Consider the following 20861-nt stretch of genomic DNA (forward strand, 5'->3'; position numbering starts at 1 on the left):
GACGGCGCAGGCGAGGCGGGAGCCTCAGGTACGGGTGACCTGTTGCAGAATCTCTGCTGCCTGGCGCAGCGTCTCCCGTTCCTCCGCACTCAGTTCGGCCAACCGGTGGGCCAGCCATTGGTCCCGAACGCGCTCAAACTGGTCCAGCACCGCTCCGCCCCCCTCCGTCGGGGCAAGGATCACCTGCCGGCCGTCGGTCGGGTGGGGGGTTCGCTGCACGAGGCCGCGCTCCTCCAGTTTCGCGACGATCTTGGTCATCGTCGGCGGCTGAACCCGTTCGACGTCGGCAAGTTCCCGGGGCGTCAGCGCGCCCGCCAGCCGGAGGCTGGTGAGCGCGGAGAGCTGGGTAACCGTTAGGTCACCAACCGGTCTGGCCTGGCGGACCCGCCGGTTGAGTCGGGTAATCGCATCCCGCAGCTGGACTGCCAGCTGCGCCGGTGGCACGCTCTTCGCCGTCACCGTCTGCTCCGTCACTGTAGTTAGCCTAACTAATAAGCCTAGCTAACGACATGCGATATGACCAGGCTCACGCGGAGTACGCCCTACGCGGGGCGCAGGGCCGGTCCGCTACCCGGCCCTGCGCCCGGCGTCACAGCAGCACAGACTCGATCGGCCCGCGCAGGAAATACAACACGAAGAGCGCCGCCACGCCGTACAACAGCGGATGAACCTCCCGCGCCTTACCCCGAGCGACCTTCATCAACACGTACACGATCAGACCGGCACCGATGCCGTTGGAGATCGAGTACGTGAACGGCATCAACACGATCGTGAGGAACGCTGGGATCGCGATCTCGAAGTCGGTCCAGTCGATGGTCCGCACCGCGGTCATCATCAGGAACCCGACCACCACAAGCGCGGTTGACGCGGCCTCGAAGGGCACCACCAACACCAGCGGCGTAAGGAACATCGCCAGTAGGAAGAGCACCCCGGTGACCAGGTTGGCCGCGCCCGTCCGGGCACCCTCCGCGACACCGGCCGCACTCTCGATGTACGCCGTGTTACTCGACACGCTCGCGGCGCCACCGCCGGCCGCGGCGATCGAGTCGACCAGCAGGATCTCCTTCGCCCGGGGCGGGGTGCCCTGCTCGTCGAGCATCCCACCCTCCTGGCCGACAGCCACCATCGTGCCCATCGTGTCGAAGAAGTCGGTAATGATCAGCGTGAAGATGAACATCAGCACGACCAGCCAGCCGGCTCGGCTCCACGAATCGAGCACGTTGAACCGGCCGAGTAGCGACAGATCCGGCACATCCAGGATTCGGCTCGGCAACTCGGGCACGGTCAGCGACCAGCCCTTGGGGTTCGACACCCCGTTGACCACGGACGGGCCGATGTTGCCCAGCGCCTCGATGACGAGCGCCAGCCCGGTCGAGGCGAGGATGCCGATCAGGATCGCGCCCTTGACCCGACGCACCACCAGCACCAGAGTCAGCAGCAGACCCACCACGAAGACCAACATCGGCCAACTGACCAGCTTGCCGCCGATGCCCAGGCCGACCGGGACGGTGGTGTTCGCCGCGTCCGGGAGCCGCCGGACGAAACCCGCGTCAACCAGACCGATGATGGTCAGGAACAGCCCGATGCCGACCCCGATCGCCGCCTTCATCTGGGTGGGCACCGAACGGAACACCGCGGTACGCAGCCCAGTCAACACCAGCACCGCGATGATCAAACCTTCGATCACCACCAGACCCATCGCGTCCGCCCAGGTCATCTCCGGAGCGATCTCGTACGCGACCAGCGCGTTGACACCGAGACCGGCGGCGACCGCCAGCGGGAACCGGCCCACCACACCCATCAAGATCGTCGCCAGGCCGGCAACCAACGCGGTCGCCGCAGCGAGCGCCGGGATCGGCAGCCGTTCCCCGGCGCCGTCAACGGCGGAGCCGAGGATCAGCGGGTTGAGCACCACGATGTAGGCCATCGTGAAGAAGGTCGCCAACCCACCCCGCACCTCACGGCCCAGCGTCGAACCGCGGGCGGATATCTCGAAGTAGCGGTCGAAGCCGTTCCGCGGTGTCGCGGGCGGCGTGGCGTCGTCGGGCGGGGCTACTGCCATCGGTTCCTCGCAGGTGCTCTCTTGTTTCGTCGGCCGCATCGTCGCAGATCGTCGGCCTGCCAGGAAAACTGATCCCGTACGCTTGCTCCGTGCTGAAGCAGCCGCAACCGCGGCCCGAACCGCTCGACCCGCCGATGGTGCCGTTTACCCTCGCCGGGATGGCCGGCTGGGCGATCGCCGGAATCGTGCTGCTGTTCTTCCGCGACCAGTTGGTGGAGACCGGCCGCGAGGGCTGGCTCTGGACCTGCCTGGCTGGGTTCCTGTGGGGTCTGCCCGGTCTCGCCGTGATGAGGCGGCACGACACGCACCGACGTCGCCGCCGCGCCGGTCACTGACCCAGGCCGACGATCACCTCACGGTTGGCCATTCGACTCCGCCACCTCGACAACCTCGGCCGCCGCATCGGCGACCTCCGTCACCTCGGCGACCTCGGCCAACCCATCGGCCTCCCGCACCGAGACAGCCTCCACCGCGCTGTCATCGTAGACGGTCGGTAGCTCCTCGACCGGGGTCTCGGGCGGCTCGACCAGAATCTCCGAGTGCGCACCGCAGCCGTGGTCGGCGCTGACCACCCGGCCGTCGTCCGGGGCGAAGAGGTTGCCACAGGCACCGAAGGACTGGCACAGCGCGCCGGCGAGCGGCAGATAGAAGCCGCAGGTCCCACAGCGGGCAGTCACCGGAGCGGCGGTGGCGATCGGTGCGGTTGGCCCGTGGTCGCCGTCGTACCACCGTTGGGCTGCTTCGCCGCGCCCCTCCCGGGACATCACCCGCGCCCGGCCGAGACCCAACTCCCAGGCGGTCTCCTCGACCGCCGGGTCGTCGGAGAGCAGGTAACCAGGCTGGAGCCGGTCGTCGTCGGGCGGGCTGGGCAGCAGGTCACCCGGGCCGAGGTCACCGGGCTGCAGCCGCTCCTGCCAGGGCAGCCAGCCCGGGGCGAGCAACGCATCCGGGCCGGGCAACAGCACGGTCTCACACACGGTGACCGCACGACTGCGGGGCACCCGGGTGACGGTGACAGCCCAGCGCCAGCCGCGATAGCCCGCGAGCCGACACTCGAAGTAGTGCGTGACGAGGCGATCACCCTCGGCAAGGGTCTGCAGATGATCGCCGACATCCGCCGGGTCGACCTCGGTGATGGCCTCGCGCGCCACCTCGACGGCGGCGGCACAGACCTGGTCGAGACGGGGGGCACGAGCGGAGGCGGACCTGGTCACCCGACCATTGTTCCCCATGCGTGGGACCACCCGACAGGGACTCCCCGAACCAAACGCGGCAGTGGTGGCGCGCATATCGAGCCGATGGGCAAGACTGGTGCACATGCCGTCCTCCGTCCGCTCCGAGCGCTCCTTCCTCGGCTGGACTGTCGGCAGCGGCGTCAAGGCCGTTCGCCTGCTGCTGCGCGGTTCGGTCAACGGCGGCCGCTGGATGACCCGGTCAGTGGGGCGGGCCCGCGCCCGGGGCGCCGGCGGGGAGACCGGCATGGTCCGCCTCTTCGACCTGCACGCGCTCTCCTGCGCCGGGGACACCCTGATCGCGATCGGCTTGGCCGGGACGATCTTCTTCAACGTGCCGCTCGGAGAGGCGCGCAGCAAGGTCGCGCTCTACCTGCTGGTGACCATGATCCCGTTCGCCCTACTCGCCCCGGTGGTCGGCCCGCTGCTTGATCACTTCCGGCACGGCCGACGGTACGCACTGGCCACCAGCATGCTTGGACGGGCCTTCCTGGCATGGTTGATCTCTGACTACATTCACGGCTTCGGCCTGTACCCGGCGGCCTTCGGAGTGTTGGCGCTCTCCCGGGCGTACGGGGTGGCCCGGTCCGCCGCCGTACCCCGGCTCCTCCCGGAAGGGCTCGGGCTCTCCCAGGTCGGGGCCAGAGCCAGCGTGTACGGCACCATAGCCGGCGCCCTACTCGCACCGATCGGTCTGGCCGCCTTCTGGTTCGGTCCGCAGTGGCCGCTGCGGGTCGCCTCGGTGATCTTCCTGGTTGGCATGGTCATCGCCCTGCGGCTACCACCGAAGGCGGACTCGGAGCCGCCCGAGCGGGTACCGCGCCCGCTGCGGGCGCTCCGGCGAAGCTCCGACGACCGTCCCCTCGGCCGGGGCCGCCCGCATGGCCGGCTGGTGATCGCCACTCTGATCGGCGCCGCCACGCTACGCGCGGTCTACGGCTTCCTACTGCTCTTCCTGGCCTTTGCCATCAAGGCCGGCGACCTGACCACCGCTGTCTTCGGCCGGGACCTGGGCGACGAGGCCGCCCTCGGGCTGGTCGGCGGGGCACTGGCGATTGGCAGCTTCCTGGCCACCGCGATCGGCACCCGGCTGCGGATCCACCGCCCGGCGGCGCTCCAATCCAGCGGCATGGTGATCATTGCCGGGGTGGCCGTCCTCGCCACGCTCAAGTTCTCGCTGCTGATGGTCGCTCTGCTCTGCCTGGTCACCGCACTGACCAGCGGCATCGCCAAGCTCGCGGTAGACGCCTCGATCCAGGAGCGCATCCCCGAACGGCTGCGTGCCAGCTCGTTCGCCCACTCGGAGACAGCGCTGATGCTCGCCTTCGTCGCTGGCGGCGGGCTGGGCCTCGTCCCCTTCGATGGCCGGCTCGGCATCGCCGTCTCCGCCGGGGTCGCGACGCTCGCCACGGCCCGCGGCATCCTGGTCGCGGGCCGGCTGCGGGCGGAGCGGCTAGCTGGCCGGCCGTTGGCGGATGACGAACTCGCCGAGGACGAGTCGGCCCTGGTCGAGCCCGCCTCCGACGACCCGACCCCCACCTCGCCCGCCCCGAGACCGGGCACCGGGGGCGACGTTGACCCGGCACCACCGGGGTTCCATCTCTACCGCCCGTCGTCGGCGGTCGGCGGGCCGGGCAGCAGCGACGACGAGACTCGCCAGGGGCCGATCCCGTGACCGGCGTCCTGGTCGTCACCGCGGTTCCCGCCGAGGCCGAGGCGGTCCGTGCGGGGCGGGGGCCGACGGTCACGGTAGCGCCGGTCGGGGTCGGTCCGGCGGTGGCCGGGGCTGGCACCGCCCGGCTGCTGGCCGTGGCAGAGGCCGCCGGCCGCCCCTACCGCCTGGTCGTCAGCGCGGGCGTAGCGGGTGGCTTCCCGGATCGGGTGGAGGTCGGTGGAACGGTCGTCGGCACCAGTGCGATCGCGGCCGACCTGGGTGCCGACTCCCCGACGGGTTTCATCCCCGTGGACCAGCTCGGGATGCCGGCCGAGTTGCTGGGCGCCGGCCCCACCATCACCGCGGACCCAAGCCTGGTGGCCACACTCCGGGCTGCAATTCCGGCCGCCGCGGTGGGTCCGGTGCTGACCGTCAGCACGGTAACCGGAACAGTCGCCGGGACCGACGCGCTCGTCCGCCGGCACCCCGACGCGGTGGCCGAGGCCATGGAGGGCTACGGGGTGGCCGTCGCCGCCGCAGACGCCGGCCTGCCTTTCGTCGAGCTACGCACCATCTCCAACCCGGTCGGGCCACGCGACCGCAACGCCTGGCGCCTCCGCGAGGCTCTCGCCGCCCTCACCGAAGCCGCCGCGGCCCTTCCCGGCTAGAAGGTGGTCGGGTCGGGCGGTCTGGGCATAGTCGGGTCGGGGGCATAGTCGGGTCGGGGGGCATGGTCGGGGAGGTCGAACCGCGGTGTCAGCACCAATCCGTCGCGCTGCTGTTGATAGCCGCACGCGAGTAGGAATCCGAGGCCAGGAACTCTCCTCCAACTGGCGAACCCTGCGCCGCAACGCCGCGTTCTCGTCCTCCACTGACCCAGCCGTCGGCGGCGCCACCGCCCCGGCCGCGTCACCCCGACGCTGATCACCAGCGTGGACCCAACTACGCAACGTCGCTCGGTTCACCCCGAGATCGTCAGCGATCTGCGCGACCGTCGCCCCCGGCTGAGACCGATACAACGTGACCGCATCGGCCTTGAACTCAGCGGGGTAGTGCTTGTTCACCATCTGTCAGGAACCCTGATCTCCCCGGACATCACGCTCCAAGGCTCAAGTGTCCAAGACCAGGGGGACAACTCCCGTCCCGTGCCTCGCGGAGGGACGGGCCAGGCAGGGTTCCGGGTGACGTCGTGAACGTAGGCTCGGACTAGTCAGCCCGGGGCTGGCGCAGCGATTGCTCCTCCATGCCCAGGTGTCGCACCAACGCCTGACGGCCCGCGACGGTGATGGTGACCGCACGGCTGGTACCGATACGGGTGATCCAGCCGGAGGTGAACGCGTGGTGGCACAGTGCGGCGCCGACCGCTCCGGCTAGGTGGGGGCGGCGGGCAGTGAAGTCCAGGCAGGCGCGTAGTGCCGGTCGGCGACGCGCATTGGCCGCGGATACGGCAATGCCGAGATCACCCAGCCAGGCCACCCCATCAGTGGTCAGCGACAACCCGTGTCGCCAGGTCAACAGGCCACGCTCGGTCATCGCGTCGGCTATGGCTACCGCAACGGTGCCAGCCAGGTGGTCGTAGCAGGTCCGCGCGTGCGCCAGAGCATGTCCGCGACGTGCGCCCGCCAGCGACCGCGTGGGAGCCGAGCGGTGTCCGGCCGCGGCGGCCACGGCCTCGATCAGCGGCGCGGCCTGACCGTCGATCTGCAGATATCGGTGTCGGCCCTGACGGTGCTGTACCAACAGCCCCGCGGCGACCATCCGATCAGCGTGCTGGCTCAGCGTCGACGCCGCCACCCCGGCGTGGCGGGCCAACTCGCCCAGTGTCCAGGCCCGTCCATCGAGCAGAACCAGGCACACCATTGCCCGGGTGTCATCGGCGAGCAACGACGCCCAGCCTGCGACCGCCGAGGCGGCCTCGCGGGAGTCCATCGCCCGAGCATGGCACGGCGACATTTCGGCGACCACCGAAACACTTCGGGCCTAGCCTCGCCACCTATGCCAACCCTCAGTGACCCGACTGCCGCCACACACGTAACAATCAGCCCGAAGATCCTGTATTTCGGTACCCCGGTGGTGCTGCTCAGTACCGAGAACGACGATGGCAGTGCCAACCTGGCACCGATTTCGTCGGCATGGGCACTGGGCCACACCGTCGTACTCGGCCTCGGCTCCGACGGGCAGAGCGGCCACAACCTCACCGCACGTCCCGAGATGGTCATCAACCTGCCCGCCGCCCATCAGTGGCAGGCGGTCGAACGTATCGCGTCGCTGACCGGCCGGCATCCGGTACCGGCCAGCAAACGCGACCGGTTTCGCTTCGAACCTGCGAAGTTCACCGCCGCCGGCCTGCGCCCGCAAGACTCACTGCACGTACACCCGCCTCGGGTCGCCGACTGCCCGCTACAGGTGGAGGCCCGGGCCAGCCGGATCCACACCGCCACCGGCGGCGCCTTCCTCATCGTCGAAGCCCAGGTCCTCGCCGTGCACGCCGACGCCGGTATCGTCGTGACCGGCACCGACCACGTCGACCCCAACGCCTGGAATCCACTGATCTACAACTTCCGCCACTACTTCGGCCTCGGCGCCCAACTCGGCCACAGCTTTCGCTCCGAGACGCCCGCGGCCAATCCGAGTTCTTCTTGAGAAGATGTCGCACAACACGGCCAGCACCATCAGCGACAGCCGCTCCGGGTGCCGGTGACCAGCCGGTGAACCTGGGAGGCGGACAAGTCGATCCCGTGCTCGTGCAGCAGCGGCTCTCCCAGGCGCGGTAGCCAATGGTCAGAGGGACGGGCAGCTCAACGACCGCTTGTGGACAACATGGCAGTACGGTCTTCGCGAGTCCTCACCGGAACCACCCATCCCCAGCAATGTTCTCAGAGCCTCCAGGCAGGCAGGCGACGAGTTCGACGCCAACGGCATGGAACAGGCGCTCGACCGTCCGTACCCGGGTCCGCCCCGGGCTGGGCCTCGATTCGCGCCACGGTGCTCTTTCGTACGCCCGAACGCTCCGCCAGCTCGCGTTGGCTCAGGTCGGCCCGATGGCGCAGGACGCGCAACGTGGCGCCGAGATCGAGGCGTGCGCCTCGGGGTGGAGGTCGGGGTGCGCCTCGGGGTGGATCTGCGCTTCAGGATGGAGAGACACAAAACGATGTTCCTCGGGCGCGGACGCGGGCTTCAACAGGCCCGCAGACTGGGAGAAGAGCCGGTGCTCGCCGCCCGGATTCGCTACCTGCCAGAGGTGGTCAAGTTCGAACGCGTGGAAATACGTACCAAGTGCCGGGGAAGAGGCTACGGTCACCTACTGTTCCGTTTCATGATCGACTTCAGCAGGCGAAAAGGGTACGACCGCCTCTACCTACACGCCCAGTCTCGGCCGCAGCAATTCTACGAAGGCTACGGCTTTCACACCGTCGGCAGTCCTTTCGTGTTTTCCGACCATGCGTACGTAGAGATGCTGGCTTCGGGGATGCCAAAGTAACAGCGGGGAAGCTCTGGTCGGGACAGCGGTTTGCCGGATCGCCGTCCCGACCCGGGCCTCCCGCCCGGTCATAGCGGCTATGCCTCGCCCGAGCCCGAGTTACCCGACGGCATGGACGGCAGCGGCAACGGTAGGCCTGGGAGTCCGTCGATGCTGGTGGCGACGAATTCCTTCTTCTCGAAGTACTGCCCCAGCGACGCGTCATCCTCCCGGGAGAAGCGCTTGGCGTGCAGATCCCGATCAACTTCGTAGGTCATCAACGGCACAGCATAGCCGCAGGTATCGCGGATGAGATCGGCGTGCACGATGATAATCGCGCGTAGGCCGTGCAGCGAGGTGTCGATGTGGGGAAAGTTGGACATGACATCACACCAACGTGGGTCATCCCGGAAGACAGGCTCACCGCGCCCATGGATGCGCACAATGTTGGGTGGCCCCTGGAACGCACACCACATCAGGGTGATACGCCCATTCTCGCGCAGATGCGCGATCGTCTCCGCGTTGCTTCCTGCGAAGTCCAGGTAGGCCACCGTCAAGTCGTCGAGGACGGCGAACGATCCAGCGAGTCCCTTCGGCGACAGGTTGACGGTTCCTGACTCGGACAGCGGTGCCGTCGCAGCGAAGAATATCGGCTGCGCCTCAATAAACTCCCTGAGCCGACCAGAAATCTTCTCATGCGTCTTCCCCATGATTGACACCCTTCCAGTCCAGACGAAAAAAGACATTGGCGCACGCCGCCGTCATTGGAGGCGGCTGCTGCTGCCTCTACCGGCTCAGTCGACTCAGATCCACCGCACATCATCAGCCTCAAGAAGCAGCCTCTTCAAGCCACTGCGTGTCTCGGTATCGTGCTTGAAGGTGATGCTGACTCGCCCACCATCGATATGTTCCATCTCTGCGGGAATCCAGAGCTCGGTCAGCAGTGGTATGGCGTTGGTGACTTCGCGAATCGTAAGCACGGACACCTTCTCCACAATTCGGTGCTCCTGACCAGCGGCGTCCACGATGCTCACCGCCAGGCTGCCGGGGAATGGATCACTGGCCCACCGAAGAGCGGTCGCGCGCACGATCACGTCCGTCATATTCACAGCGTAAAGCCTGGGCGCATACCGCCGGAACACGCATCTGCCGCATCGGCGGGTGGTAGCAGCTGTCGGTGGTGGTCTCATGGAGTCCACTACCACGTGGTGGAGTCGGCGGGCCGACATGCTGTCGCCGGCTGTGCCAAGATTTCTGCTGTGGCAATGATCGAGATCGTTATGGGTGACATCACGCGCGAACGGGTCGACCTGCCGGACCCCGGCTGGCGCGGGCCGGGGGTGCGGTCGGCCCCTGCGAGCCGGGTGACGCGAAGGCGACTCCGGCGTTTGACCTCGACCCGCCGGTTCGGCACGTCATCCACACCGTCGGGCCGATCTGGGAAGGCGGTGGCTGCGATGAAGCCAACGTCCTGGCCTCCTGCTACCGCAGGAGTCTGCAGGTCGCTGACGGACTCGGCGCCCGGACAGTTGCCTTCCCGGCGATCGCGACCGGCGTGTACGGCTTCCCTCCCGAGCAGGCCGCCCGAATCTCGGTGACAACGATCAGATCAACGCCAACAACTGTTCAACGGGTACGACTCGTCGCGTTCGACGACGACACTCGGGCGTACCTGCAAGTCGCGATGGCAGCCACCAGGTGACCCATCCGCAGCTAGCCACGAGGCGGACGGCCGACAAAACCTCTTGGACGGGGCAATCGCTGTCACTACGTCACAGTGAGATTGTCGAAGTAGGCAACGTCCGGCGAGTTCGACACGATGTTGACGCGGTAGCCCCAACGCCGGAGGGCCTGGGCCATCTTCGTGGCTCCGGCCGGGTTGGCGGAGTGGATGTTGATGATGCCGACATCAAGCGGTCGGCCATCGAAGGCAGCATGCTCCAGAACCTCGACAACCGGCCAGATCGTGTCGCCCTCTCCAAGATCGTGATCGAGCCACAGTTCGTCCAACCGTTGATCGCGGCAACGCTCGAGAAGTTCCGCTCCCGCGGTACTAGTACGGGCCACGTCCGCGCTTCGGCCGTCAACGAACGAGCGTAGATCGTCTACAAGGACGATTCGGTATTCATACGATGGCACACGAAGATGATGCCGGCCTTGCACCCACCTTGACCAGGTGCATGGATCTGCCTCGATCGGCCCGCCTAGGATGCGGACAAGTCCCTACCAGCACATTTGACGGTTAAGCTTGGGTTCCATATGGAACAGAGCCAGGCTGCTCGATACCGACACCGGGCCTCCTCACCCTGGGCCGGCAACCATACGACCTCCGGGCCGCGTGCGCGTCCTACTGGCTCTCCCGTGGGATCTCCCTGGCGTTGGTAGCCCGGCGGGCGGGGCACAGCATCAAGGTTCTGCTGGAGATCTACGCGAGTTGGATCTTCGGCGAGGAGGCGGCAGCGACGAAGCGGATCGAGGAGAGGTGCGAACCTTCGAAGCTTTCGCGACGGACTAAGCATTCATGTTACCTTTTAGGATGATTTGCTGCCTGTTCATCAACTCCATCCCAGCGGCTTTACTGCTATGACAACGCAGAATGCCCGATCTTATACGGTCGCACCCTGCGCGGCAGTTTCCGAACCTGACTTCCTTGACTGAACGGAATATTGGCCAGTTTTCACTCTAAATGGACGCCAGGTTTGCCGACTCAAAACGGTGACTACCAGCCAAGCAAGAACAAACATGATTAAAACACCCAGCGAGAACCACCGCCGCGAGCCAGAGGCAATAGAAGCCATTCTGATACATACAAGTCTGTCGAATTCACGACAGCGGTGGCAGCCTCCGAACATTGAGCCTCAGGAGTACGGTAGCCAATAGCTGGCCGTGACTTGAAATTGTCGATGCCGTCAATTTCAGATCGCCGAATATTTGGCAATAGCTCATGGGGAGAGGATGGGTATACGATGAGACTCGTCGAACTCGACAGAAGTACTGTGACCGAGAGGCAGATCCGGGAAACGGACGACTACAGGGCAATGTGCCAAAACAATGACCCAGCCCGTGTCCTCACAGCTTGTATCCTCTTCCTTCGCGGTGACTTCGACTCACTCGATGACGCTATCGCGCAAGCGGCACTACAACGGGAAGTCGCCCATACCGCCGAGCAAAAATTAGTGGATCGCGCGACGATGAGGTGGGTTCCGTCAGGACCCGTGGGCGAATCACCTACGAACAACAGCTTCGTCAACCTCATCACCGGCGAGGGCGAGGTGAATCTCTTCGACAGAAGCGCCGAAATGAACTGCTGGGAAGCGGTGATCGTCGCAGCAATGCTGAACGGAAACATCGTGAATCCCGATACGCTGAAGCACCTCTACACCAAGGACGAACCGAGAAGTTTCACACCGACACTCGTTCGCCACCTGGCAATGCAAAGGCACGCCTACAACGGCGCAGGGCCTCTACTGTCTCGCCCCGTCATGGGTGACGTCGTCATGTTCTCCGACCTGGATCATGTCGTACTGGCCACCGGCAAAGGCGTATACGCACCAGCAGCACGAGAAGGCCATCCGGAACAGGCCGGAGGTAGGCAGGTGATTAGCTTCTGGCCCGCGCCGTTTATTAAGAACTTTCAGCCAGGAACCGCGGCGACCGTGTCCCTAACCACGGTGGAAGGCATCCACCAGTGGATACGCGAATACGGCAAGAACGCGGATGTGATCTTCGGCTGCCCCAATTGGCGAGCTCTCAGGTGATCAACTAGCCGTGTGACCAAACAGTAAGGATCGAGTGCAGCATAACGAGCCTCCTCAACATATGACTACCCATGACTGCCGGCCGGAGGCCACAGCCGTAGCTGATCTTTGATAGTCACGTTCTGAGGCCGGGGACATGCGGTTGAAGCGTTGCCTGGTCTCGCATGATGGTTGACGAATCGGCGTCGCAGGATGCTTGACGCCAGGTCGAGATCGAATAGTGCTGGTGTTTCGGTCGATGATAGGGGTGTTGGGCCCTGAGTGGTCATGGTCCTGTAGGCCGTTGCGCCTGTAGGATCTGCTGATGATCGAACCGTCGCTGGTCACTCGGTCGTCGTTGCGGCGCGTGGTGCCGATCGTGGCACCGATGCCGATGGCCAAGCTGCCGACCCGTATGTGGTCCGCCGAGCAGTGGGAACGGATCAAGCTCGGTTACAAGGCTCGCAACATGGACGAGAAGTGGAACGTGTTCGTTGAGGACCAGGTCGCGTTCCTGCATCGCAGTTGGACCGGCAACGGGGTCTTCGAAATGTCGTTTGCGCCCGTTGGTGGCGGTGGTTGGCGTATTTCAGCGGCAGCGGTGGAGTCCGACCCGTCGCGTTACCGTCGCAGCTCTGAACGGTACGACCGGGTGATGGTCGAGCTGGTGCTCAGCACGATCGTGCTCGGTGAGCCTGCCCTGGATCTGCGCGGCGAGCTGGTCGCGCTGACATCGCAGGAGTCTGGACGCACCGATCTCCCTGCAGGCGTCACCGAACACAGTGCGCTCGGGCTGAGGTCTGCCCCATAGCCCTGCTTGATCGCCACATCGAGCAGTGGCCGCCCGGACCCAACAGCCGGCTCTTTGTCACCCGACGCGCGGGCCGGGCGGGATCTACATCGCCGCGAAGAGCCGGCCGGTTACCCGCAATGCGATAGACACGGCGTTCCGCAAGGCCCGGGCTGCCGCGTTTACCCCGATCGAGCAGGCATCGCCGCTCGCACGCCGACCGTACGACCTTCGGGCCGCATGCGTGTCCTACTGGCCCTCCCGTGGGATCTCCCCGGCGCTGGTAGCCCGGTGGGCGGGGCACAGCATCAAGGTTCTGCTGGAGATCTACGCGAGTTGGATCTTCGGCGAGAAGGCGGCAGCGACGAAGCGGATCGAGGAGGCGTTCGAGCTCTTCCCCGACAGCGACGGGGACATCCGCCCCACCTGATCAGGCCCGAATTTCGGGGGACGTATGGGGGACAGATAGCGAGATCAAGTGGCACCGAGTGAGACCGAATGAGACTCACGAAGAAGGCCCCTGACCGGCGTTTGCGCTGGTCAGGGGCCCCTTTCTGCACCTGGTGGCGGGTGAAGGATTCGAACCTTCGAAGCTTTCGCGACGGATTTACAGTCCGCTCCCATTGGCCGCTCGGGCAACCCGCCAGGGCACCCGCCGCGTCATGACGCGGCGGTGAGAGCAAGGATAGCGGCTCGCCCCGACACGGCCGCAACCGGGTACCGTCAGGGGGCGCACGGCTGGCCCGTAGTGCACATAACAGGACAGACCGCCAGGACAACAGGAGTATCAGCATGGCAGCCAACCCGTCGTTCGACATCGTGAGCAAGGTCGACCGTCAGGAGGTTGACAACGCCCTCCGCCAGACGGAGCGGGAGCTCTCGACGCGGTTCGACTTCCGGGGCACCGGCGCCGAGATCTCCTGGTCCGGCGAGGAGGCGATCAGCCTTCGGGCGGAGACCGAGGAGCGGGTCCGAGCCGCGCTCGATGTCTTCAAGGAGAAGCTGGTCAAGCGGAACATCTCGCTGAAGTCGTTGGACGCCGGGGACCCGCGCGGGTCGGGTAAGGAATTCAAGGTCGACTGCAAGGTGATCCAGGGCATCGAGACGGACAAGGCCAAGGCGATCAGTAAGAAGATCCGCGACGAGGGCCCGAAGGGTATCCAGGCGCAGATCCAGGGTGACCAACTCCGCGTGACCGGCAAGAAGAAGGACGACCTGCAGGCCATCATCGCCATGCTGAAGGGTGAGGACTTCGGCGTGGCACTCCAGTTCACCAACTACCGCTGAGGTCAGCCCGGAATGTGCCCGCGACCAGGAGCAGAGCAACCCGCCAGGATCGCGGGCACAGATCTGGCACAACTCGGCTTATCGTGTCCCCCGCAATCCGGTCGAGCGGAGCAACGCCGAGTCAATCAGGGATCTGGTCGTGTCGACCGCATCCGGCCAGTGGCCGACGTAAGTGTTCAGTGTGATCGTTGGCGTGGTGTGGCCCAACGCGAGCTGGACAGTCTTCACGCTCGCCCCACCGTGAATCAGCACCGTGGCATAGTAGTGCCGCAGCGAATCAAACCTGGTCCCCTTCGGCAGGCCGGCCTCGGCCACGGCCAGCGGCCAACGGTGCGACCAGCTGTTGCGATTGATCGGTGCCCCGTCGGTGTCCAGAAAGACCAGCTTGGCCAACCGGCGGACCGGCCGGCGCGGGTCTGTGTCGTCGTCGATCTCCACCTCGGTCACCGGGAACGCCTCGATGTGCCGGGAGAAAGCCTCGCCGACGACATCGCTCAGGTCCACGGTCCGCTTGCTTGTGGGCGTCTTCGGCGGGGCGAGAAACGGCTTGCGACCGGCGGTCACCTTGAGCTGCTGCACCACGCTGATCTTCCGGCGCAGAAAGTCGATGTGCTCCAGCTCCAGGCCCCACAACTCACCCTGCCGAAGCCCGGAACCGGCCGCGATGACCGGCTGAGCCTGGTAACGGCCCGGCCGGCCGTCGAACAAGGCAAACGCATCCGACAACGCGTACACCTGGGCACCTGTCGGCACCCACAGGTCCGCCCGATCAACCTCTGGTAGCTGGATGCCCTGGCACGGGTTGAAGTCAATCACCCGGTCGATCGCCGCCGTGGTGAACATCGACACCAGGTAGGAGTAGACAACCCGAAGGGTGCTCGCCTCCAATACCCCGGACCGGTCTTTCACCCAGCTCTGCACGTTACTCGCCCGCACCCTGGCGATCGGCACCTTCCCCATGATCGGATAGACGTGGACCCGCAACGCCCGCTCGACCCGCTCCGCCGTCGAGTCCTGGTGCAACCGGCCCTTCCGCCATTCCTCGCCGTACGACTCCACGGTGACCCGGTCGGCCGCCTGGTCGACATACACGCCACGGGATACATCAGCCCGCATCGTGGCATCGTGCCTCTCGGCATCCGGCTTCTTGGCAAAAAGCGCCTCGCGCTTGCGGCCGGCGTCATCGACGTACCGAACGCGCCAGCGTTTCCCACGGCCGTGCCGCTTGGACGGCACCCGTTCGCCGTCCGGGCCGCGCTTTGTCAAATACCAGAGATCGTCAACGGCCATCCCGGCCCACCTGATAGCGCTCCGGGGTCCATGGCCAGCCCGAGGGCGCTTGCCATTCCGCGTCGGGCACCTCGGAAAAGTACTGCTTCGGATCGACAGTGTCGATGATCGTCTGACCGCGAATCCATGCACGCACGGGCAGCGCAGGGATCGGTCCGCCGACAGGAACCAGCTGATAAGGCGTGTCTTCGTTCGCGTCGATCGGCATGAGCAGGTGCACCGGTGCCACGTCGAGCACGTAGGCCAGCACCAGCCATTCCTCCACTGTGACGTACGAGCGGCGTCCGGATTCGAAGTTGGTGACGATCGACCTGTCCAACCTGGTGCCGAGCTTCGCTATCTCTTCGCCCAGGCGCTGCGCAGACCAGCCCCGGCCCTCCCGAAGTTCCTTGACGCGGTTTGCGATCGCGCGGTGCGGCGTGAGCAAATGTGTCACGGACACACAATAGCTTGCCTGCTGGACACAGCCGCAACGCACGCTAACGTGCTCTCTGCATACGAGATTGAGCGTCAGAAGTGCAATCATGCGTGACAAACGCACCCTCGCCACGACGGCCAAGCGGGCCGCCGCCAAGGATGGCGACCCAGTAAAGATCATGAAGTCGCAGGAAGCGGTAGGGGTCGCCGGACAAGTCGTGGTGCCGGCATGGCCCCGGCTGACCACCAGCGACGCCGCTCCGGAAGCCTCATCACGCTGCTGGCCACTCGGGTCGCCGCCGGAGAGGGTGGGCCGGGCGCTCGGGTCGCCGCCGGAGAGGGTGGGCCGGGCGCTCGGGTCGCCGCCAGGAAGGGTGGACCGGGCGCTCGGGTCGCCCTTCGAACGGGCCTGGCGGCGACCGGACTCTCCGTTGGGCCCACCACGGTCAGCGCTGCGGGCCTACGACCTGCTCGAAACGAAACTCCCGGATGAAGCAGTCCCGCGGCTGACTGACCGCGAAGAGCACGCAGTCCACAACAGATCGTGCGGTCAGGTCGTCGGATGCCGCCCGTGGACCGTGTTGCACGAAGTCCGGTGGGAAGAGGGAGATGACTCGAATTCCTTCGGCCCGTAGTCGATGGGACATGATCTCGGCGAAGCCGGCCTGGGCGTGCTTGGCGGCGTAGAAGGCGGGATGGGCTGCCGAACGGTGGTGGCCGACCTCGCCGCAGGCAGAGATCATGTTGACGATGTCCGGCCGCGTTGACGCTCGCAGTAGCGCCAGCAGGTGTTTGGTCAGCAGAACCGTACCGGTCGCGGCGCCGCTGATCGTGGCGATGATGTGGTCATCCTCGACGTCGCCGAGGTCCGCACCGGGCAGGTAGCCAGCACCGTTGTTGACCAGGACGTCGAGGTGGTCGGTACGCTCGGCCAGCGCCGCCGCGAACGCGCGTACCGAGTTGGGGCTGGTCAGGTCACAGCCGAAGGCCTCGCCGCTCCCCCGCCCCCGCTGTCGGATTATTTCCGTGGTGCGTCTGGCTGCCGCCTCGTCGCGGGCGGAGACAAACACCTGCGCGCCGTGCTCAGCGAAGGCGGTCGCCAGGAGGCGTCCGGAGTCGCGCCCGGCGCCGGTAACAGCAACCCGTAGTCCGTCGAGATTCACCACAAGATCAGAGCAGTTGAAGCTGACTTGATGTCAAGAGTGGGGTCACCTGCGGTGCCCCTCGGATGCGCCCGTGCCTGGTCCGGAGCATGAAAGCTGACAACGGGGGAAGAAGCGATCCCGGCGATGGTCGCGAAGGGTGACCAGCCGGAAGGGCGACGGACCGGGAAGAATGACGGGTCGCGAAGGGCGACGAACCGGGAAGACTGACGGGCCGGGAAAGGCAGCCGGATGCGGGGGGCGGGAGCGCAGGACGCGAAGTTCGGCCACCCGGACCTGTCGCACCGGGCTGTGGCGCGTCTCCTCGTCGTACTCTCCGCCTCCTCCGGCTGCCTCGACGTGTTCTGTGTGACACAGCTCGGCGGGTTCTTCGCCAGCGTGATCACCGGCAATCTGGTCCAGCTCGGGCACAATCTCGTCGCCGTCGATCCTCGCCTGCTCAGTGGCGGGTCCGTTGCGGTCGGCGGCTACGCGGTCGGTGTGGCCGGCGGCACCCTACCGCTGCGTCACGCCGGGTTGGGCTGGCGTTCCCGTACCCACGTGGTAACCGCGGCCCAGGTGCTGATCCTGGTCGGGGTGGCGGGTGGCTGGTGGGCCACCGGAGGGCAGCCCGGCTACCCCGCCTCCCTGGTTCTACTCTTCGGCGCCGCGACGGCCAGCGGGATACAGAGCGTGGTGACGATCAGCTCCGGAATACCCCACGCCACCACGACGTACCTCACCGGATCGCTCACCTCCATCGTGCGGGGGGTGGTCTTCGACCCGCACCGGTTCGCGGCGGGTGCGGCCGGCGTGACCCGGTTGGTGGGGCTTCTCGGCGGCGCGGTGCTCGGCGCGGTGGTACTGCGGGTCGCGCCGCTCTGGGCGCCGGCACTCGCCGCGGCACTGGTGGCCTCGGTCCTGGCCACTGCGATCGCCATCAGCCGGTCACGCCGCCGGCTGCCGTCGCGCTCACCGAGCGAAGACGAGCAGTCACCAGGCGAAGACGAGCGTTCACCGGGCGAAGATGAGCAGCAGGATCACCGTGAGGATCGCGCTGATCAGCACCGAGCCGAGGCAGCCAAGGCGGTTGGAGAAGAAGACGAACACGGAGGTCGTGGTACCCACCGCTGACTGGTTCAGGCACCGACTTGCGCCACGGCGGCCAGGACCTGGGCCGCACCGGAGGAGCCGGTGCCTGAACTCAGCCGAGTCAGCGGTACTGGATCGGGCCGGCGCTACCGGCCATCTGCTCCAGCCGGGCGACCCGCTCCTCCATCCGGGGGTGGGTGGAGAAGAGCGCCGCCATGCCGCCGCCCTTGAACGGGTTGTCGATCATCAGGTGGGCGGCGCTGGTGAGCTGTCCCTGCGGCGGCAACGGACGCGCCTGGGTGCCCTTGTGAATCTTCCGAAGGGCGCTGGCCAACGCCAACGGATCTCGGGTGAGCTGGGCGCCGGAGGCGTCCGCCTGGAATTCGCGGCTACGGCCGATCGCAAGCTGGATCAGCGTGGCGGCGATCGGTCCCAGGATGATGGTCAACAGCAGCACCACCGGGTTGCGCCCCTCCTCGTCGTCACCCCCGAGCCGGATGAAGAACGCCAGGTTGGCCAGGGCGGTGATGATGCCGGCCAGGCCGGCGGCCACGCTGGAAATGAGAATGTCCCGGTTGTAGACGTGCGACAACTCGTGCCCGATGACCCCACGCAGCTCGCGATAGTCGAGGATCTCGACGATCCCCTGGGTGACACAGACGGCCGCGTTCTGCGGGTTCCGACCGGTCGCGAATGCGTTGGGCTGTCTGGTCGGGCTTACGTAGAGCCGGGGCATCGGTTGCCGGGCCTCGCCGGCCAGTTCCCGCACCATCTGGTAGAGCTCGGGGAACTGTGCCTCACTGACCGGTTGGGCCCGCATCGCGCGCAGCGCGAGCTTGTCGGAGTAGAAGTAGCTGACGCCGTTCATCCCCAGCGAGATGACGACGGCGATGACCAGTCCGCCACTGCCGCCGAACCAGTAGCCCACCGCCAGGATCAGGGCGGTGAGCAGGCCGAGCAGCGCGGCGGTCTTCAGACGGTTATGGTGCACGGTCACTCCTTCGGTGCGCGGACCGCGTCGATCCGCTGACCGGTTCAACACCACCGGTACCCGTCAACCATCCGTCATATGGCTGTGAAATGCCTGGTAACGAGGGGTGCAGGCCGCTGGGTCAGCGGGCGGCGAGGTCGAGCACGAGCTGCGGGGCGAAGCCGACCACCAGCGCCACGACCGTCGCCGCCGCCAGGACCACCGCGACTGGCTTGGCCCGGACCAGCACCGCTGTCGGATCGGCTGGCACCACCGCCGGACCGGTCGCGACCGCTGCCGGGTCGGTCGCCGCCACCACCGGGTTGGCCGCCGTCGGACCCCTCACCGCCGCCGGGTCGGTCGGTACCGCTGCCGGCCGGTCGGTGGACCAGAGCCCGGCGACGACCCGCAGGTAGTAGGCCAGGCCGAGCACCGCGTTGACCGCCACCACCAGGGCGAGCCAGCCGGCACCGCCGTCGAGCAGCGACCGGACCACGGTGACCTTGGCGAAGAGCCCGGCGAGGCCGGGCGGCAGACCGGCGAGACCGACCAGTGCCAGCGCCAGCCCCACCGCCGCCCAGGGCCGGCGCCGGGCCGCGCCCCGCAACTCGTCGAGAGTGCCGCCGTCCGCGCCCGCCGGTCGCAGTGCGACCACGGCCGCGAACGCCGCCAGCTCCAGGAGCACGAAGAAGACCGTGTACGCCACCGCTGCCGCGTACGCGGCGGCACGGGCGTCAGCGGTCCGGCCCGCGGCGAGGGCCAGCGCGCCGAGCGGCGCGAGGATGTAGCCCGCCTGGGCCACCGAGGACCAGGCGAGCAGCCGTACGGTGCGGCGCTGGCGCAGCGCCACCAGGTTACCGACGGTCATGGTCAACACCGCGAGCAGCGCGAGCACCGGGCCGGTGATCCGGGCCGGCAGTGCGTGCTGCACCACCGCGAGCAGGGCCACCACCCCGCCGAGCTTCGAGACCGTGGAGAGGTACGCGGCCACCGGCAGCGGTGCGCCGTCGTAGGTGGTGGGCGCCCAGGCGTGGAAGGGCACCGCCGCCACCTTGACCGTCAGCCCCACCACGACCAGCGCCACGGCGACCGTGGTCAGCGGGATGTCAAGGAGCTCCGGCTGCTCGGCGAAGAGCACCCCGAGCCGGCCGAGGTGCAGCGCGCCGGTGGACGCGTAGAGCAGGGCCGCCCCGAGCAGGGTTAGCGTCGTGGCGACCACGCTGACCACGAAGAAGGTCACCGCCGCCTCGATGCTGGCCAGGTTGCCCCGGCGCAGGCCCACCAGGACGTACAGCGGAAGGGTTAGCGTCTCCAACGCCACGATCAGGGTGATCAGGTCACCGGCCGCACCGAGCGCAACCCCACCGGTCATCGACGCGGCGAGTAGGAAACAGTACTCGCCCACCGGCGTCGCCCCGGCCCGCAGCAGCGGCCCGGAGAGCCCCAGCACCCCCAGGGTGAGCAGCGCGACGAGTACGGCGACCAGGGCCGCCCGGCCACCGAAGACGTACGAGCAGTCGGCGCCGACGCAGAACGTACGACGTTCGCCGCCTCCACCGACGAAGATCGCGCCGGTGGCCGTGGCGAGCGCACCGAGCGCGGCGGCGGAGACGGTGACCCGCGCCCGGGCCACCAGCAGGTCGGCGAGGAGCACCAGCACCGCCGTCCCGGCGGCCAGGTACGCCGGCAGCAGCGCCACGTTGTCGACGATCTGCACCATGCTCATGC

At 67.0% G+C, this 20861-nt stretch carries 24 protein-coding genes, 1 tRNA gene and 2 pseudogenes; 11 read left to right on the forward strand and 16 right to left on the reverse strand.

Annotation, left to right across the window (positions count from 1 at the left end; translation table 11 throughout):
* Positions 1-24 precede the first annotated feature (24 nt).
* Complete coding sequence (locus tag B116_RS0109750) at positions 25-474, reverse strand: MarR family winged helix-turn-helix transcriptional regulator (protein ID WP_026321746.1); 450 nt, start codon at positions 472-474, stop codon at positions 25-27.
* A gap of 115 nt (positions 475-589) precedes the next feature.
* Entirely contained in the window at positions 590-2101 is a 1512-nt protein-coding gene (locus B116_RS0109755) for an NCS2 family permease (RefSeq protein ID WP_018722354.1), read from the reverse strand.
* A 50-nt stretch (positions 2102-2151) separates the two neighbouring features.
* Between B116_RS0109755 and B116_RS0109760 the strand changes: the two genes are divergently transcribed.
* Positions 2152-2397, forward strand: a complete 246-nt coding sequence (locus tag B116_RS0109760; RefSeq protein WP_027659966.1) for a DUF2530 domain-containing protein — start codon at positions 2152-2154, stop codon at positions 2395-2397.
* A gap of 18 nt (positions 2398-2415) precedes the next feature.
* Here B116_RS0109760 and B116_RS0109765 read toward each other — a convergent pair whose 3' ends face one another.
* Positions 2416-3294 (reverse strand): DUF3027 domain-containing protein, encoded by an 879-nt coding sequence (locus B116_RS0109765; protein WP_027659967.1) that lies wholly within the window; start codon positions 3292-3294, stop codon positions 2416-2418.
* Between the two features lie 85 nt (positions 3295-3379).
* On the opposite strand from B116_RS0109765, the gene B116_RS0109770 reads away from it, so the two are divergent.
* Both B116_RS0109770 and B116_RS0109775 read left to right on the forward strand, forming a co-directional pair.
* On the forward strand, positions 3380-4969 hold the full coding sequence (locus B116_RS0109770; protein ID WP_027659968.1) for an MFS transporter: 1590 nt from the start codon (positions 3380-3382) through the stop codon (positions 4967-4969).
* Complete coding sequence (locus tag B116_RS0109775) at positions 4966-5616, forward strand: futalosine hydrolase (protein WP_027659969.1); 651 nt, start codon at positions 4966-4968, stop codon at positions 5614-5616. Before B116_RS0109770 ends, B116_RS0109775 begins: the two co-directional genes overlap by 4 nt.
* On the opposite strand, the gene B116_RS28990 is transcribed toward B116_RS0109775, so the two are convergent.
* On the reverse strand, positions 5512-6015 hold the full coding sequence (locus tag B116_RS28990) for a transposase (RefSeq protein ID WP_223874548.1): 504 nt from the start codon (positions 6013-6015) through the stop codon (positions 5512-5514). The genes B116_RS0109775 and B116_RS28990 overlap by 105 nt on opposite strands.
* A 139-nt stretch (positions 6016-6154) precedes the next feature.
* Complete coding sequence (locus B116_RS0109785; protein WP_027659970.1) at positions 6155-6877, reverse strand: ArsR/SmtB family transcription factor; 723 nt, start codon at positions 6875-6877, stop codon at positions 6155-6157.
* A 66-nt stretch (positions 6878-6943) separates the two neighbouring features.
* Between B116_RS0109785 and B116_RS0109790 the strand changes: the two genes are divergently transcribed.
* Positions 6944-7591 carry a flavin reductase family protein gene (locus B116_RS0109790; RefSeq protein ID WP_027659971.1) on the forward strand — a complete coding sequence of 216 codons (648 nt, stop codon included), beginning with the start codon at positions 6944-6946 and terminating at the stop codon, positions 7589-7591.
* Positions 7592-7594: 3 nt separating this feature from the next.
* On the opposite strand, the pseudogene B116_RS28765 reads toward B116_RS0109790, so the two are convergent.
* Positions 7595-7704: pseudogene (locus tag B116_RS28765) on the reverse strand (helix-turn-helix domain-containing protein); the annotation flags it as partial.
* Between the two features lie 120 nt (positions 7705-7824).
* Positions 7825-8007: a helix-turn-helix transcriptional regulator gene (locus tag B116_RS26495; protein WP_082312773.1), complete on the reverse strand. Its 183-nt coding sequence runs from the start codon at positions 8005-8007 to the stop codon at positions 7825-7827.
* 56 nt (positions 8008-8063) lie between these two features.
* On the opposite strand from B116_RS26495, the gene B116_RS24960 reads away from it, so the two are divergent.
* Positions 8064-8429: a GNAT family N-acetyltransferase gene (locus B116_RS24960; protein WP_223874549.1), complete on the forward strand. Its 366-nt coding sequence runs from the start codon at positions 8064-8066 to the stop codon at positions 8427-8429.
* A gap of 77 nt (positions 8430-8506) precedes the next feature.
* On the opposite strand, the gene B116_RS0109800 is transcribed toward B116_RS24960, so the two are convergent.
* On the reverse strand, positions 8507-9118 hold the full coding sequence (locus B116_RS0109800) for a pyridoxamine 5'-phosphate oxidase family protein (protein WP_027659972.1): 612 nt from the start codon (positions 9116-9118) through the stop codon (positions 8507-8509).
* 93 nt (positions 9119-9211) lie between these two features.
* Entirely contained in the window at positions 9212-9511 is a 300-nt protein-coding gene (locus B116_RS0109805) for a hypothetical protein (protein WP_223874550.1), read from the reverse strand.
* A gap of 162 nt (positions 9512-9673) precedes the next feature.
* Here B116_RS0109805 and B116_RS26500 point away from each other — a divergent pair.
* Positions 9674-10110: pseudogene (locus B116_RS26500) on the forward strand (macro domain-containing protein).
* Between the two features lie 65 nt (positions 10111-10175).
* Here B116_RS26500 and B116_RS0109815 read toward each other — a convergent pair.
* On the reverse strand, positions 10176-10547 hold the full coding sequence (locus B116_RS0109815; RefSeq protein WP_027659974.1) for a cyclic-phosphate processing receiver domain-containing protein: 372 nt from the start codon (positions 10545-10547) through the stop codon (positions 10176-10178).
* Positions 10548-11374: 827 nt separating this feature from the next.
* Here B116_RS0109815 and B116_RS0109820 point away from each other — a divergent pair.
* From B116_RS0109820 to B116_RS28235, 3 genes are all read left to right on the forward strand, one after another.
* Complete coding sequence (locus B116_RS0109820; RefSeq protein ID WP_223874551.1) at positions 11375-12166, forward strand: hypothetical protein; 792 nt, start codon at positions 11375-11377, stop codon at positions 12164-12166.
* 304 nt (positions 12167-12470) lie between these two features.
* A complete protein-coding gene (locus B116_RS0109825) occupies positions 12471-12956 on the forward strand; it encodes a hypothetical protein (protein ID WP_027659976.1) in 486 nt (161 codons plus the stop codon).
* Between the two features lie 25 nt (positions 12957-12981).
* Complete coding sequence (locus B116_RS28235; protein ID WP_223874552.1) at positions 12982-13365, forward strand: site-specific integrase; 384 nt, start codon at positions 12982-12984, stop codon at positions 13363-13365.
* Between the two features lie 131 nt (positions 13366-13496).
* On the opposite strand, the gene B116_RS0109835 is transcribed toward B116_RS28235, so the two are convergent.
* Positions 13497-13580, reverse strand: a tRNA-Tyr gene (locus B116_RS0109835).
* Between the two features lie 147 nt (positions 13581-13727).
* On the opposite strand from B116_RS0109835, the gene B116_RS0109840 reads away from it, so the two are divergent.
* Positions 13728-14222 carry a YajQ family cyclic di-GMP-binding protein gene (locus B116_RS0109840; RefSeq protein ID WP_027659978.1) on the forward strand — a complete coding sequence of 165 codons (495 nt, stop codon included), beginning with the start codon at positions 13728-13730 and terminating at the stop codon, positions 14220-14222.
* Between the two features lie 78 nt (positions 14223-14300).
* Here the strand turns inward: B116_RS0109840 and B116_RS0109845 are convergent, their stop codons facing one another.
* From B116_RS0109845 to B116_RS0109855, 3 genes are all read right to left on the reverse strand, one after another.
* Entirely contained in the window at positions 14301-15512 is a 1212-nt protein-coding gene (locus B116_RS0109845; protein ID WP_027659979.1) for a tyrosine-type recombinase/integrase, read from the reverse strand.
* Entirely contained in the window at positions 15502-15948 is a 447-nt protein-coding gene (locus tag B116_RS25930) for a helix-turn-helix domain-containing protein (protein ID WP_155255741.1), read from the reverse strand. Before B116_RS25930 ends, B116_RS0109845 begins: the two co-directional genes overlap by 11 nt.
* A 427-nt stretch (positions 15949-16375) precedes the next feature.
* A complete protein-coding gene (locus B116_RS0109855; protein ID WP_018722369.1) occupies positions 16376-17092 on the reverse strand; it encodes an SDR family oxidoreductase in 717 nt (238 codons plus the stop codon).
* Between the two features lie 231 nt (positions 17093-17323).
* On the opposite strand from B116_RS0109855, the gene B116_RS0109860 reads away from it, so the two are divergent.
* Positions 17324-18205 (forward strand): YoaK family protein, encoded by an 882-nt coding sequence (locus B116_RS0109860; protein WP_027659980.1) that lies wholly within the window; start codon positions 17324-17326, stop codon positions 18203-18205.
* A 79-nt stretch (positions 18206-18284) separates the two neighbouring features.
* Here B116_RS0109860 and htpX read toward each other — a convergent pair whose 3' ends face one another.
* Together htpX and B116_RS0109870 are read right to left on the reverse strand one after the other, a co-directional pair.
* On the reverse strand, positions 18285-19154 hold the full coding sequence (gene htpX, locus B116_RS0109865; RefSeq protein ID WP_026321749.1) for a zinc metalloprotease HtpX: 870 nt from the start codon (positions 19152-19154) through the stop codon (positions 18285-18287).
* A 121-nt stretch (positions 19155-19275) separates the two neighbouring features.
* Complete coding sequence (locus B116_RS0109870; RefSeq protein ID WP_027659981.1) at positions 19276-20859, reverse strand: NADH-quinone oxidoreductase subunit N; 1584 nt, start codon at positions 20857-20859, stop codon at positions 19276-19278.
* Between the last annotated feature and the right edge of the window lie 2 nt (positions 20860-20861).

This window comes from Salinispora fenicalii, from assembly GCF_000514815.1.
Lineage (GTDB): Bacteria > Actinomycetota > Actinomycetes > Mycobacteriales > Micromonosporaceae > Micromonospora > Micromonospora fenicalii.

What these genes read in the sequence shown, in the direction of transcription:
- B116_RS0109755 (WP_018722354.1), bottom strand. Translation starts at nt 2,101, where the DNA reads ATGCGGCCGACGAAACAAGAGAGCACCTGCGAGGAACCGATGGCAGTA.
- B116_RS0109765 (WP_027659967.1), bottom strand. Translation starts at nt 3,294, where the DNA reads ATGGGGAACAATGGTCGGGTGACCAGGTCCGCCTCCGCTCGTGCCCCC.
- B116_RS0109770 (WP_027659968.1), top strand. Translation starts at nt 3,380, where the DNA reads ATGCCGTCCTCCGTCCGCTCCGAGCGCTCCTTCCTCGGCTGGACTGTC.
- B116_RS28990 (WP_223874548.1), bottom strand. Translation starts at nt 6,015, where the DNA reads ATGGTGAACAAGCACTACCCCGCTGAGTTCAAGGCCGATGCGGTCACG.
- B116_RS0109785 (WP_027659970.1), bottom strand. Translation starts at nt 6,877, where the DNA reads ATGGACTCCCGCGAGGCCGCCTCGGCGGTCGCAGGCTGGGCGTCGTTG.
- B116_RS0109790 (WP_027659971.1), top strand. Translation starts at nt 6,944, where the DNA reads ATGCCAACCCTCAGTGACCCGACTGCCGCCACACACGTAACAATCAGC.
- B116_RS0109800 (WP_027659972.1), bottom strand. Translation starts at nt 9,118, where the DNA reads ATGGGGAAGACGCATGAGAAGATTTCTGGTCGGCTCAGGGAGTTTATT.
- B116_RS0109805 (WP_223874550.1), bottom strand. Translation starts at nt 9,511, where the DNA reads ATGACGGACGTGATCGTGCGCGCGACCGCTCTTCGGTGGGCCAGTGAT.
- B116_RS0109820 (WP_223874551.1), top strand. Translation starts at nt 11,375, where the DNA reads ATGAGACTCGTCGAACTCGACAGAAGTACTGTGACCGAGAGGCAGATC.
- B116_RS0109825 (WP_027659976.1), top strand. Translation starts at nt 12,471, where the DNA reads ATGATCGAACCGTCGCTGGTCACTCGGTCGTCGTTGCGGCGCGTGGTG.
- B116_RS0109840 (WP_027659978.1), top strand. Translation starts at nt 13,728, where the DNA reads ATGGCAGCCAACCCGTCGTTCGACATCGTGAGCAAGGTCGACCGTCAG.
- B116_RS0109845 (WP_027659979.1), bottom strand. Translation starts at nt 15,512, where the DNA reads ATGGCCGTTGACGATCTCTGGTATTTGACAAAGCGCGGCCCGGACGGC.
- B116_RS0109860 (WP_027659980.1), top strand. Translation starts at nt 17,324, where the DNA reads ATGCGGGGGGCGGGAGCGCAGGACGCGAAGTTCGGCCACCCGGACCTG.
- B116_RS0109870 (WP_027659981.1), bottom strand. Translation starts at nt 20,859, where the DNA reads ATGAGCATGGTGCAGATCGTCGACAACGTGGCGCTGCTGCCGGCGTAC.